Below are 12,724 nucleotides of genomic sequence, written 5' to 3' on the forward strand. Positions count from 1 at the left end.
CGCCCGGCCCTGAGCAGCCTCAACGGGCCCGCGCCTCAGCCCAGCGCCTCGTCCAGGATCGTCGACCACTGGGCCACGACCCGGTCGCGGCGGGCCCGGTCGTCGGTCAGGAGGGTCGCGAGGCCCAGGCCACGCGCCATGTCCAGGAACCCCTGGACCGTCTCCCGTACGCCGGGCACCGACTCGTCCGCGGCGAGGAGGGTCACCGCCATGCGGTGGGACTCGCGGCCGACGCGGGCCTCCAGCTCCGTCACGCGCGCGTGGAGCGGGGGCTCGTGCGCCGCCGCCACCCAGAGGTGGAGGGCCGCGCGGAAGAGCGGCCCGGTGAAGAGGTCCACCAGGGCCACGACGGCCTCGCGGCGGTCGCGCGCCGGGAGGGTGCGCAGGGCCTCGGACCGTTCTTCGGCGACGTACTCGACGGCCGCCGTGAACAGGTCCTCCCTGGTCGGGAAGTGGTGCTGCGCCGCGCCCCGCGAGACGCCCGCCCGCTCGGCGACCACTGCGACGGTGGAGCCCGCCCAGCCGTGTTCGGCCAGGCAGGCCACCGCCGCCTCCAGGAGCCGCTGCCGGGTGGCGCGGCTCCTGTCCTGCTTCGGGCCGGTCACAACCGCCATTCGGGGTCCCGTCGTTCGAGGAAGGCCGTCATCCCTTCGCGTGCCTCGGCGGAGGCGAAGAGCGAGGCCGACCTCTGGACCAGGTCCTCCGCGTCGCGTTCGAAGGTTTCCAGGACTTTAGCCGTGACCAGGCGCTTCGACTCGGCCAGCCCCTGCGGCGAGCCCTGGCGCAGCCCGTCCAGGATCGCGTCCAGCTCGTCCTCGCCGGCCGTCACCAGGCCCATCGCGCGCGCCAGGGCCGTCCCGAAGCGCTCGCCCGTCACGTAGTACCTGGCCGCCGCCCGTGGCTCCAGCTTCGGCAGCAGCGTCAGGGAGATGACGGCGGGCGCGACCCCGATCCGTACCTCCGTCAGCGCGAAGTCCGAGGCCTCCGAGGCCACCACGATGTCGCAGGCCCCGAGCAGCCCGAGGCCGCCGGCCCGGACGTGGCCGCGTACGACGCCCACGACCGGTTTCGGCAGCTCCACGATCCGCCGGAGCAGGTCCACGAAGGCGTACGGGCTCGGTGGCGCCTTCAGGTCGGCGCCGGCGCTGAACGTCGAGCCGGTGTGGGTCAGGACGACGGCCCGTACGGCCGGGTCCTGCCCGCACTCGGTGAGCGCCTCGGCCAGCTCGGCGACCAGGGCCGCCGAGAGGGCGTTGCGGTTCTCCGGGGCGTCCAGCGTCAGCGTGGCGATGCCACGGTCCAGCTTCATGCGTCAGTCCCTCGGTTCGTTCATGCGCGGTCCCTCAGTTCACGGCGGAGAATCTTCCCCGAAGCGGCGCGCGGCACCCCGTCGACGAACTCCACGCGCCTGACCTTCTTGTACGGGGAGACCTTTCCGGCCACGTAGGCCATGACGTCCTCGGCGCTCAGCTCCGCCGCGTTCGGCTGCCGGACGACGAACGCCTTGGGGATCTCCGTACCGTCCTCGTCCTCGACGCCGATCACGGCCGCGTCGGCGATCCCCTCGTGGGTGAGCAGCAGGGCCTCCAGTTCGGCCGGGGCGACCTGGAAGCCCTTGTACTTGATGAGTTCCTTGACCCGGTCGACGACGAAGAGCCAGCCGTTGCCGTCGACCCGGCCGATGTCGCCGGTGTGCACCCAGCCGTCGGCGTCGATCATCGCGGCGGTGGCGTCGGGGCGGCCGAGGTACCCCTTCATGACCTGCGGGCCCCGGATGGCGACCTCGCCCTCCGCGCCCGGCTCGGCGTCCTTCGACGGGTCGTCGAGGGACAGGATCCGCATCTCGGTGGAGGGCAGCAGCTTGCCGACGGCGCCGGGCGGGGGGTTCACGGCGGAGAGGGGGACGACGTGCGTGCCCGGGGAGAGCTCCGTCATCCCGTACGCCTGGCGGACCGGCGGCAGCTTGAGCCGGGCCGAGCATGCCTCGGCGAGCGAGGCGTCGAGCGGGGCGGCGGCGCTGACGATGTACTCGAGCGAGGAGAGGTCGTGGTCGGCGACGGCCGGGTGCTTGGCGAGGGCGAGGACGATCGGCGGGGCCACGTACAGGCCGTTGATGCGGTGCTTCTCGATGGCCGTGAGGAACTGGTCGAGTTCGAAGCGGGGCAGGACCACGACGGTCGCGCCGTGCCGCAGGGGCGCGTTCATCAGGGCCGTCAGGCCGTAGATGTGGAAGAACGGGAGGACGGCGAGGATGCGGTCGCCGGGGCCCATGGGGACGAACGGGTCGAGCTGGGCGAGGTTGGTGGCGATCGAGGTGTGGGTGAGCATCACCCCCTTGGGGACGCCGGTGGTGCCGGAGGAGTACGGGAGGGCGGCGACGTCCTCGTCGGGGTCGATGGCGATGTCCGGCACGGGGGCGGTGGACGCCAGGAACGACTGGAGGGAGCGGCAGTCCTCGCCCGTGTCGCAGAGGAATATCTCCTCGATGCCGCCCGCGTGTCCGGCCGCCGCGCGGGCCGCCGGGAGGAGCGGGGAGACGGTGACGATCCAGCGTGCGGAGGAGTCCCGGAGCTGCTTGGCGAACTCCTCCGGCGTGGAGAGCGGGTGGACGGTGGTGACGGAGGCGCCGGCGCGGGTGGCCGCGTAGAACGCGACGGGGAAGAGGACGGTGTTGGGGCTGTGCAGGGCGAGGACGTCGCCCTTGCGGACCCCGGCCTCGGCGAGACCGGCGGCGACCCGCCGGTGGAAGGCGTCGACCTGCGCGTAGGTGAGGCTCAGTTCGCCGGCCCCGTCGATCAGGGCGGGCGCGTCGCCGAACTCGGCGGCACGGCCGAGGACGGCCTCGTGGATGGGGAGGGAGACGACCGGGACGTCCGCGTACTCGCTGTGAAACACCATGCGTGCCCCCTGGAAGAGGTGGAGGGTGCGGGAGTGGCGTGCCGGGTCAGGATGGACCGGGTCAGTACGACTTGGGGAGACCCAGGGACTGGTGGGAGACGTAGTTCAGGATCATTTCCCGGCTGACGGGGGCGATCCGGGCCACGCGGGAGGCGGCGATCAGGCGGGCGAGGCCGAACTCGCGGGTGAGGCCGTTGCCGCCGAGGGTGTGGACGGACTGGTCGACGGCTTTCACACAGGCCTCTCCGGCCGCGTACTTGGCCATGTTGGCGGCCTCGCCCGCGCCGACGTCGTCCCCGGCGTCGTAGAGCTGGGCCGCCTTCTGCATCATCAGCCGGGCCAGCTCCAGCTCGATGTGGGCCTGGGCGAGGGGGTGGGCGATGGCCTGGTGGGCGCCGATGGGGGCCTTCCAGACCGTGCGCTCCTTGGCGTACGTGACGGCCTGCGCGAGGGCGTAGCGGCCCATGCCGATCGCGAACGCGGCCGTCATGATGCGCTCCGGGTTGAGTCCGGCGAAGAGCTGGAGCAGGCCCGCGTCCTCGTCGCCCACGAGGGCGTCGGCCGGCAGGTGGACGTCGTCGAGGGTGAGCTCGAACTGCTTCTCGTTCGCGTCGAGTTCCATCTCGATCTGCCGCCGCTGGAAGCCGGGGGCGTCCCGGTCCACGACGAAGAGGCAGGGCTTGAGATTGCCCGTCCGGGCGTCCGAGGTCCTGCCGACGATCAGGGTGGCGTCGGCGATGTCGACGCCCGACACGAAGACCTTCCGGCCGTTGAGGACCCAGCCGTCCTCGGTCTTGGTGGCCGTGGTCGTGATCCGGTGGGAGTTGGAGCCGGCGTCGGGCTCGGTGATGCCGAAGGCCATGGTGCGCGAGCCGTCCGCCAGGCCCGGGAGCCAGGTCCGCTTCTGCTCCTCCGTGCCGAAGCGGGCGATGACGGTGCCGCAGATCGCGGGCGAGACGATCATCATCAGGAGCGGGGCGCCGGCGGCCCCCGCCTCCTCCAGGACGACCGACAGCTCGGCCATGCCGCCGCCCCCGCCGCCGTACTCCTCGGGCAGGTTCACCCCCAGGTAGCCGAGCTTGCCCGCCTCCGCCCAGAGCGCGGCCCGGTCGAAGCCGGGGCCGTGGCGGTGGCCCAGCGCCGAGACGGCGGCCCGGAGGGCGGTGAGCTCTTCACTTTCGATCATGGTGCTCATACGGTCTGGTCCTCCTGTGCTTCGGTCTGTACGGGCTGCTGTACGACGGCGAGCAGGGCGCCGACCTCGACCTGGCGGCCGGGGGCGGCGTGGAGCGCGGTGAGCGTGCCGGAGGCGGGAGCGACGACGCGGTGCTCCATCTTCATGGCCTCCAGCCAGAGGAGCGGCTGTCCTGCGGTGACGCGGGCGCCGGGCGCGAGGCCGTCGGCGACGCGGACGACCGTGCCGGGCATGGGGGCGAGCAGGGAGCCGGGTTCCCGCTGGACGGCGGGGTCGGGGAAGCGGGGCAGCGGGGTGAGCCGGTGCGGGCCGACGTGCACGGCCGCGCCGTCGCCGTAGCGTGCGACCTCGAAGTCCCGTACGACTCCGTCGACTTCGAGCCGTACACGGCCGGGTTCGGCGCTCAGCACGCGGACGCCTTCGGGGGCGGTGACGGCGTACCCGTCGCGGGTGGGCCGGTAGCGGACCTCGTGCCCGTCGTACGCCTTCACCTGGTCCTGCGAGCGCAGGTTCCGCCAACCCCCGCCGAGGCGGCCCCGGTTGGCCGCCGCGTCGGCGAGCGCGGCGGCGACGGCGGCGTACGCCTCGCCGGGCGGGGCCTGGGTGAGCGCGTCGAGGTTCCGCTCGTAGAAGCCGGTGTCGAGCCGGGCCGGGTCGTGGAAGTCGGGGTGTCGCAGGGAGCCGACCAGCAGGTCCCGATTGGTCACGGGCCCGTGAATCCGGGCCTGCTCCAGGGCGTGGGCGAGCTTGCGGGCGGCCTCGGCGCGGGTGGGCGCGTGGACGACGACCTTGGCGAGCATGGCGTCGTAGTGGACGGGGATGGTGTCGCCGGAGGCGTAGCCGGTGTCGACGCGCAGGCCCGGGCGGAACTCCAGCGCGTGCAGCGTGCCGGTCTGCGGGGTCCAGCCCGACGCCGGGTCCTCCGCGTAGAGACGGGCCTCGATCGCGTGGCCCTGCGCGGCCGGCGGCTCCGGGTCCAGGGCGCGGCCCTCCGCCACGGCGATCTGGAGGGCGACGAGGTCCACGCCGTGGACCTCCTCCGTCACCGGGTGCTCCACCTGGAGGCGCGTGTTCATCTCCAGGAAGTGCGCCCGGCCGTCCGCCACCAGGAACTCGACCGTGCCCGCCCCGATGTAGCCGACCGCCTTCGCCGCCGCCACCGACCGGTCGTACAGCTCCGCGAGCAGCGACGGCGGCAGGCCGGGCGCCGGGGCCTCCTCGACGACCTTCTGGTGGCGGCGCTGGAGCGAGCAGTCGCGGGTGCCGAGCGCCCACACGGTCCCGTGCGTGTCCGCCAGGACCTGCACCTCCACGTGGCGCCCGTTCTCCACGTACGGCTCGACGAAGACCTCGCCGTCGCCGAAGGCGCTCGCCGCCTCCGCCGAGGCTGCCGCCAGCTCCGCTTCCAGGGAGGCCAGTTCGCGGACGATCCGCATGCCGCGCCCGCCGCCGCCGGCGGCCGCCTTCACCAGGACCGGCAGGTCGGCGGCCGTGACGTCGGCGGCCGCGAGCGGGGCGATCCCGAGGAGCTCCTTGGCCCGGGTCTTCGAGGCCATCGCCTCGATCGCCTCCGGCGAGGGACCGATCCACAGCAGGCCCGCGTCGAGGACCGCCCGCGCGAACTCCGCGTTCTCCGACAGGAAGCCGTATCCCGGGTGCACCGCGTCCGCGCCCGACGCGAGGGCGGCCTTCACCACCAGGTCGCCGCGGAGGTACGTCTCGGCGGGCGTGGCCCCCGGCAGCCGCACGGCCGCCTCCGCCTCCCGTACGTGCAGGGCGGAGGCGTCCGCGTCGGAGTACACCGCGACGGTCGCGATGCCCAGCTCCCGGCAGGTGCGGAACACCCGGCAGGCGATCTCGCCCCGGTTGGCGACCAGCAGCCTGGAGATCATCACTCGCCTCACATTCGGAAGACGCCGAAGCCGCCGCGCGCGCCCTCGACCGGTGCCGTGTGGATCGCGGACAGGCACAGCCCGAGGACCGTGCGGGTGTCGCGGGGGTCGATGACGCCGTCGTCGTACAGCCGCCCGGACAGGAACATCGGCAGCGACTCCGACTCGATCTGGGCCTCGACCATCGCGCGCAGCCCCGCGTCGGCCTCGTCGTCGTACGGCTGTCCCTTCGCGGCGGCGCTCGCCCGCGCCACGATGGAGAGGACGCCCGCGAGCTGCTGGGGGCCCATGACGGCCGACTTGGCGCTCGGCCAGGCGAAGAGGAAACGGGGGTCGTAGGCCCGGCCGCACATGCCGTAGTGCCCGGCGCCGTACGACGCTCCCATCAGCACGGACAGGTGCGGGACCTTCGAGTTCGACACCGCGTTGATCATCATGGCGCCGTGCTTGATGATGCCGCCCTGCTCGTACTCCTTGCCGACCATGTAGCCGGTGGTGTTGTGCAGGAACACCAGCGGGATGTCGCGCTGGTTCGCCAGCTGGATGAACTGCGCGGCCTTCTGGGACTCCGCGCTGAACAGCACGCCCTGGGCGTTCGCCAGGATCCCCACCGGATGGCCGTGCAGCTCCGCCCAGCCCGTCACCAGGCTCGGCCCGTACAGCGGCTTGAACTCGTCGAAGTCCGAGCCGTCGACGATCCGGGCGATGACCTCGCGCGGGTCGAAGGGGGTCTTCAGATCCCCCGGCACGATCCCGAGCAGCTCGTCCTCGTCGTACTTCGGGGGCTCGGCGAGGGCCGGATCGGGGTGCGCCTTGCGGTGGTTGAGGCGGGCGACGATCCGCCGGGCCTGGCGCAGGGCGTCAGTCTCGTCGACGGCGTAGTGGTCGGCGAGACCGGAGGTGCGGGCGTGCATCTCGGCGCCGCCGAGCGACTCGTCGTCGCTCTCCTCCCCCGTCGCCATCTTCACCAGCGGCGGGCCGCCGAGGAAGACCTTCGACCGCTCCTTGATCATCACGGTGTGGTCGGACATGCCGGGGACGTACGCCCCGCCGGCCGTGGAGTTGCCGAAGACCACCGCGATGGTGGGGATGCCGGCGGCGGAGAGCCTGGTCAGGTCGCGGAAGAGCGCGCCGCCGGGGATGAAGATCTCCTTCTGGGACGGCAGATCGGCGCCCCCGGACTCGACGAGGGAGATGACCGGGAGCCGGTTGGCGTAGGCGATCTCGTTGGCGCGCAGGGCCTTCTTGAGCGTCCACGGGTTGGACGCGCCGCCGCGCACGGTCGGGTCGTTGGCGGTGATCAGGCACTCGACGCCCTCGACGACGCCGATGCCGGTGACGATCGACGCGCCGACCGGATAGTCGCTGCCCCAGGCGGCGAGCGGGGAGAGCTCCAGGAAGGGGGTGTCGGGGTCGAGGAGCAGCTCGATCCGCTCGCGGGCGAGCAGCTTGCCGCGCTTCCGGTGCCGTTGGACGTACTTCTCGCCGCCGCCGGCGAGCGCCTTGGTGTGCTCGGTGTCCAGGGCGGCGAGCTTGTCGAGCATGGCGGCGCGGTGGGCCGCGTAGTCGGGTCCGCCCGTGTCGAGGGCGGAGGCGAGGACGGTCACGGCTGTTCCTCCAGAAGGTCCACCGGGATGTCGAGACGACGCGAGCGGAGCCACTCGCCGAGGGCTTTGGCCTGGGGGTCGAAGCGGGCCTGGGAGGCGACTCCTTCGCCGAGGATTCCGGTGACGACGAAGTTCACCGCGCGCAGGTTCGGCAGGACGTGCCGTACGACGTCCAGTGCGGCCGTCTCCGGCAGGAGCCGGCGGAAGGTGTCCACGGTGAGGGTGTGGACGAGCCAGCGCCACGCGGCGTCGGTGCGGACCCAGACGCCGATGTTCGCGTCGCCTCCCTTGTCGCCGCTGCGGGCTCCGGCGACGAGACCGAGCGGGGCGCGGCGCACCGGGCCCTCGGGCGGCGGTTCGGGGAGCGGGGGCCCGTCCACCGGCGCCAACTCCCGCGTTTCGGCGGGTACGGGGAGGCGGACGCGGCTCCCGTCGGGCAGGACGGCGGTGTGCGGGACGTCGGCGGCGGGGACGTACGCGGCCTCGAAGACGCCGTAGGGCGCCCCCTTGCCGGGCGGGGCGGTGACATGGAAGCCGGGGTAGCTCGCGAGGGCCAGTTCGATCGCGGCGCCGCTGAGGGCGCGGCCGACGGGCTCGGGCGCGGGGTCGCGGACGACGAGCCGAAGGAGGGCGCTCGCTGTCTCCTCGGTCGGGGCGTCCGTGTGGTCGGTACGGGCCAGCTCCCAGCGGACCTCGGCGGGACGGGACTTCGAGCGGGCGAACGCGTCCTCGACCTGCTCCTTGACGAGCTGGGCCTTGGCCTCGATGTCGAGGCCGGTGAGGACGAGGACGACCTCGTTGCGGAAGCCGCCGATCCTGGTGAGCCCGGCCTTGAGGGTGGGCGGCGGGGCCTCCCCCCGTACGCCGTCGATCCGCACCCGGTCCGGCCCTTCCTGGGTGAGCCGTACGGTGTCGAGCCGGGCGGTCACGTCGGGGCCGGCGTAGCGGGCGCCGGACGTCTCGTACAGGAGCTGCGCGGTGACGGTGCCGAGGTCGACGAGGCCGCCGGTGCCGGGGTGCTTGGTGATGACGGCGCTTCCGTCGGCGTGGAGTTCGGCGAGCGGGAAGCCGGGGCGGCGGAGCGCGTGCCGGTCGTGACGGGCGAAGAAGGCGTAGTTGCCGCCGGTGGCCTGGGTGCCGCACTCCAGGACGTGCCCGGCGACGACCGCGCCGGCCAGCCGGTCGTACCGGTCGGGGTCCTTCTGGTCCCAGCCGAACCGCCACTGGGCCGGGCCGGTGACGAGGGCGGCGTCGGTCACCCGTCCGGTGACGACGACATCGGCTCCGGCGGCCAGGCAGGCGGCGATGCCGGCGCCGCCGAGGTAGGCGTTGGCGGTCAGGACTCCGTCCCGGGGCGGGAGCCGGTCGCCCTCGACGTACGCGACGCGGGTGGGCAGTCCGAGCCGGTCGGCGAGTTCGCCGAGGGCCGAGGCGAGTCCGGCGGGGTTGAGGCCGCCCGCGTTGGTGACGATCCGCACGCCGCGTTCGTGGGCGAGGCCGAGGCCCTCCTCCATCTGCCGCAGGAACGTCTTGGCGTAGCCGGCGGCGGGGTCCTTCAGGAGGTCCCTGCCGAGGATGAGCATGGTCAGTTCGGCGAGGTAGTCGCCGGTGAGGACGTCGAGTTCGCCGCCGGTGAGCATCTCGCGGACGGCGTCGAAGCGGTCGCCGTAGAACCCGGAGGCGTTGCCGATGCGCAGGACGTCCACTAGGCCCCCCGGGGTGCGCGGCCGGTGCCGGCCGGGCCCGCGAAGGCCTGGGCGATGGTGAGCCAGTGCGCCGCGTCCTCGCCCGTCGCTTCGAGGGCGGTGTCGTCGCGGTGGACCCGCTGGGTGACGAGGAGGCAGAAGTCGAGGGCGGGGCCGGTGATCCGCTGGGCGGCGCCTTCGGGCCCGTACGCCCACTTCTGGCCGTCGGGGGCGGTCAGCTCGACCCGGAAGGGGTCGGCTGGCGGGGTGGTCCCCCGTACGAGATAGGCGTAGTCGCGGGCGCGGATGCCGATCCAGGCGACGTGGCGCAGCCGGGCGGTCGGCTCACGTACGGCTCCGAGGGCGTCGGCGATGTCCTGCCCGTGCGCCCAGGTCTCCATGAGCCGGGCGGTGGCCATCGAGGCGGCGCTCATGGACGGCCCGTACCAGGGGAAACGGGCGCCGGGCGGGGCGGAGGTCAGGGCCGTCCGCAGCCGCTCGCGCCCGACGCGCCACCGGCCGAGGAGTTCGGCGGGCGGCAGCGCGGCACCCTCCTGCGCGCCGTCGTCCACGAACGTCCCGGGCGCGGCGAGGGCCTTCTCGGTCTCGGCCGCGAAACCCTCGGGGTCGGTGACGGCGAGCAGGGCGGCCCGGTCCGTCCAGGCGAGATGCGCGATCTGGTGGGCGACGGTCCAGCCGGGCGCGGGGGTGGACGCGGCCCATCTGTCGTCGCCCAGCTCCCGTACGAGCCGGTCGACTTCCTCGCTCTCACTGCGCAGATCGTCGAGGACGACGGCAGGGTCGGACACGGTGCGCTCCCCTCGGGACACGGGCGTGTGCCGAGGAGCATGGCAGCGACGGAAGAAACAATCAAGCGTGCTTGCTTTAGTTTTTTGGGGCGGCTTGGCCGGTCCGTCGCGTCAGGAGGCGCGGGGGGGGGGTGGCCGGGGCGGGCGGGGGCCCGGGGCGCGGGCGCGACGGGGAGGGCTCGGCGGGGGCGGGCGGCGCTACGGCTCCCGGCGGCGCGGGCGGCGAGGCACGGGCGGAGAGGCGCGGCCGCGCGGGCGCCCGGGCGCCGGGGCGCAGACCGGCTCACGGCTCCCGGCGGCGCGGGCGGGCTCGGCGCGGCGGCCCGGCGGCGCGGGCGGGCCCGGCGCGGCGGCCCGGCGGCGCGGCGCGGCGTTACGGCTCCGGCGCGGCGCCGTCCCCCAGGCGGCGAGGCGCCGCTGCCTCACGGCTCCCGGCGGCGGATGCCCGTCAGGAGGCCGTCCAGGGCACTCATCGTGAGGTCCAGCGATGCGGGCGTGCCGCTTCGGGCGAGCCAGAGGGCGGCCTCGTTCATCGCCCCCGACAGCAGGCGCGCCAAGGGCTCGACCGGCTGCTCGGCGATGACCCCGGCATCGATCAGGGCCGTCAGGGCCTCGGTCAGGTGACGGGCGGAGGACTCCTCGTCCAGGGCGCGCCACTCCTCCCACCCGAGCACGGTCGGCGCGTCGACCAGCACGATCCGCCGTACGGCCGGGTCGGAACCGGCGGCCAGGAAGGCCCGGCAGCCGGCGCGCAGCTGCTCCCAGGGGTCAGCCTGCTCCTCCGCGGCCGCCGCGACCCGCTCGCCCAGCTCCCGCTGGACCTCGGCGACGACGGCGCGGAAGAGCCCGGCCTTGCTCTCGAAGTGGTGGTAGGCGGCGCCCTTGGTCACCCCGACGGCCTGGGCCACCTCCGCCAGGACCACCCCGTGGTAGCCGTCCTCGGCGAACCGCCGACGCCCTTCGGCCAGCAGCGCCCGCCGGGTCGCCGCCCGCTGCTCGGCCCGGTTGCCCACCGCCCGGTTGCCCACCGCCCGCTCGTCCGCCATCACCGCGCGCACCGCCCTTCCTCTTTCACATACCCCGGGTATGCTAGCGATACGGTTCACATACCTCGGGTATGTGAAATTGAGCGCACGCGCCGAGGAGTCATGTCATGAACACCGGACTCGACAGCTTCTACCCCGTGATCTGCACCCGCGACGTCGCCGCGGCCCGCGACTTCTACACCCGCCATCTCGGCTTCACGACGACCTTCGAGGCCGACTGGTACGTGAGCCTGCGCCGCCCCGACGCGCCGCACTACGAGCTCGCGCTGCTCGACAGCGGCCACCCGACCCTCCCCGAGGGTCACCGCACCCCCACCCGGGGCGGGCTGCTGCTCAACTTCGAGGTGGAGGACGTGGACGCGGAGCACCGCCGACTGGTCGGCGAGGCGGGCCTGCCCGAAGTGCTCCCGCTCCGCACGGAGGACTTCGGTCAGCGGCACTTCATCGTGGGAGCCCCGGACGGCGTACTCATCGACGTGATCACGACGACCCCGCCGACCGCCGCGTACGCGGATCAGTACACGTCCTCCACCGACTAGGGCACCACCGCCCGTCCGCGCGGGCTCTCAGACCGGCTGCTTGATGCTCTCGATGATGCGGGCGAAGCCTTCCGTTCCGTGGCCCGCGTCGATCTGGCGCCGGATGAGGTTCTGCACCATGCCGATCACCTCGGTGGAGATGCCCTGGTCGGCGCTGGCGGTCAGGATGTCGCCGAGGTCGGAGAACGCGAGGCTCTGCTGCCCCTCGACGGTGTAGTCCCCGCCGTCGATGACCTCGGCGAACCCCTGGAAGCCGCCGGTCATGGCGGTCAGCCACGGTGCGGCCATGGCGGCGAACTCGCTCGCCGTCACTCCGGCCGGCGCGACCATCGCGGCGCCGTGCACGAATCCGGCGAACATGACGTACATGCCCGCCAGCAGGGCGAGGTCGTACAGGGACGCCAGTCCGGCGTCCTCGCCGAAGTAGGTGCTGGTTCCCCACAGGTCGAGCAGCGGCTTGTACTGATGGAAGACCTCGGCCGATCCGCTATAGAGGATCGATGAGCCAGGCCCGCCGATCATGGGCGGTACGGCCATGATGCCGCCGTCCAGATAGGCGATCCCGGCATCGGCGGCCCAGGCGGCCAGCTTCCGTGACTGCTCCGGTGTCGTCGTGGTGACGTTGATCAGGGTTCGGCCGGCCAGTTCGTGGGTGAGCGGATCGAGCACCTCGTGGACCGACGCGTGGTCCAGCAGGCAGGCGATCACCACGCGGCCGGCCCTCACCGCCTCGCCGGCCGTGTCGGCACCCTTCGCGCCCTGCGCCACGAGGCCGTCCGCCTTCCCCGGTGAGCGGTTCCAGACAGTGGTCGCGTATCCGGCCTTCACCAGGGCGCCGGCGAGGGCGCTGCCCATCGCCCCCAGCCCGAGAACGCTCACCTGGACGCTGTTGTCGCTTGTCATTCCTGGGACTCCCTCTCGCGTTTCTCGTTCGGCTCGATCCTCTCCGCCGCCAGAAGGGTTGACCAGTACGGACTAATTAGTCGGATACGCACCCAGAGGTAAGTAAGCCCGCCGGAAGGGAAGACGGAGCGCCGTCCCGCACGCCCTAGA

General features: G+C 73.3%; 11 protein-coding genes. 1 reads left to right on the plus strand and 10 read right to left on the minus strand.

Annotation, left to right across the window (positions count from 1 at the left end):
• Nucleotides 1-35 precede the first annotated feature (35 nt).
• The 9 genes from M5362_RS32145 to M5362_RS32185 form a co-directional block, all read right to left on the minus strand.
• Nucleotides 36-614, minus strand: coding sequence for a TetR/AcrR family transcriptional regulator (locus tag M5362_RS32145; protein WP_260231441.1), 579 nt, complete (start codon nt 612-614; stop codon nt 36-38).
• Nucleotides 602-1,309, minus strand: a complete 708-nt coding sequence (locus tag M5362_RS32150; protein ID WP_260231442.1) for an enoyl-CoA hydratase family protein — start codon at nt 1,307-1,309, stop codon at nt 602-604. The genes M5362_RS32145 and M5362_RS32150 overlap by 13 nt, the downstream gene beginning before the upstream one ends.
• A 20-nt stretch (nt 1,310-1,329) precedes the next feature.
• Nucleotides 1,330-2,898, minus strand: a complete 1,569-nt coding sequence (locus M5362_RS32155; protein ID WP_260231443.1) for a 4-coumarate--CoA ligase family protein — start codon at nt 2,896-2,898, stop codon at nt 1,330-1,332.
• 61 nt (nt 2,899-2,959) lie between these two features.
• Nucleotides 2,960-4,093 carry an acyl-CoA dehydrogenase family protein gene (locus M5362_RS32160; protein WP_260231444.1) on the minus strand — a complete coding sequence of 378 codons (1,134 nt, stop codon included), beginning with the start codon at nt 4,091-4,093 and terminating at the stop codon, nt 2,960-2,962.
• The gene (locus tag M5362_RS32165; RefSeq protein WP_260231445.1) at nt 4,090-5,985 is read right to left on the minus strand and encodes a biotin carboxylase N-terminal domain-containing protein; all 1,896 of its coding nucleotides are present in this window, start codon (nt 5,983-5,985) and stop codon (nt 4,090-4,092) included. Before M5362_RS32165 ends, M5362_RS32160 begins: the two co-directional genes overlap by 4 nt.
• A gap of 8 nt (nt 5,986-5,993) precedes the next feature.
• The gene (locus M5362_RS32170; RefSeq protein WP_260231446.1) at nt 5,994-7,592 is read right to left on the minus strand and encodes an acyl-CoA carboxylase subunit beta; all 1,599 of its coding nucleotides are present in this window, start codon (nt 7,590-7,592) and stop codon (nt 5,994-5,996) included.
• Nucleotides 7,589-9,298, minus strand: coding sequence for an acyclic terpene utilization AtuA family protein (locus tag M5362_RS32175; protein ID WP_260231448.1), 1,710 nt, complete (start codon nt 9,296-9,298; stop codon nt 7,589-7,591). Before M5362_RS32175 ends, M5362_RS32170 begins: the two co-directional genes overlap by 4 nt.
• Nucleotides 9,298-10,086 (minus strand): TIGR03084 family metal-binding protein, encoded by a 789-nt coding sequence (locus M5362_RS32180; protein WP_260231449.1) that lies wholly within the window; start codon nt 10,084-10,086, stop codon nt 9,298-9,300. Before M5362_RS32180 ends, M5362_RS32175 begins: the two co-directional genes overlap by 1 nt.
• A gap of 422 nt (nt 10,087-10,508) precedes the next feature.
• A complete protein-coding gene (locus M5362_RS32185; RefSeq protein WP_260231467.1) occupies nt 10,509-11,132 on the minus strand; it encodes a TetR/AcrR family transcriptional regulator in 624 nt (207 codons plus the stop codon).
• A gap of 107 nt (nt 11,133-11,239) precedes the next feature.
• Here M5362_RS32185 and M5362_RS32190 point away from each other — a divergent pair, with 107 nt between their 5' ends.
• Nucleotides 11,240-11,671 (plus strand): VOC family protein, encoded by a 432-nt coding sequence (locus tag M5362_RS32190; RefSeq protein WP_260231451.1) that lies wholly within the window; start codon nt 11,240-11,242, stop codon nt 11,669-11,671.
• A 27-nt stretch (nt 11,672-11,698) separates the two neighbouring features.
• On the opposite strand, the gene M5362_RS32195 is transcribed toward M5362_RS32190, so the two are convergent.
• Nucleotides 11,699-12,574 carry an NAD(P)-dependent oxidoreductase gene (locus tag M5362_RS32195; RefSeq protein ID WP_260231453.1) on the minus strand — a complete coding sequence of 292 codons (876 nt, stop codon included), beginning with the start codon at nt 12,572-12,574 and terminating at the stop codon, nt 11,699-11,701.
• Nucleotides 12,575-12,724: the final 150 nt, after the last annotated feature.

Origin of the sequence: Streptomyces sp. Je 1-79, assembly GCF_025195125.1 — a bacterium.
GTDB lineage: Bacteria > Actinomycetota > Actinomycetes > Streptomycetales > Streptomycetaceae > Streptomyces.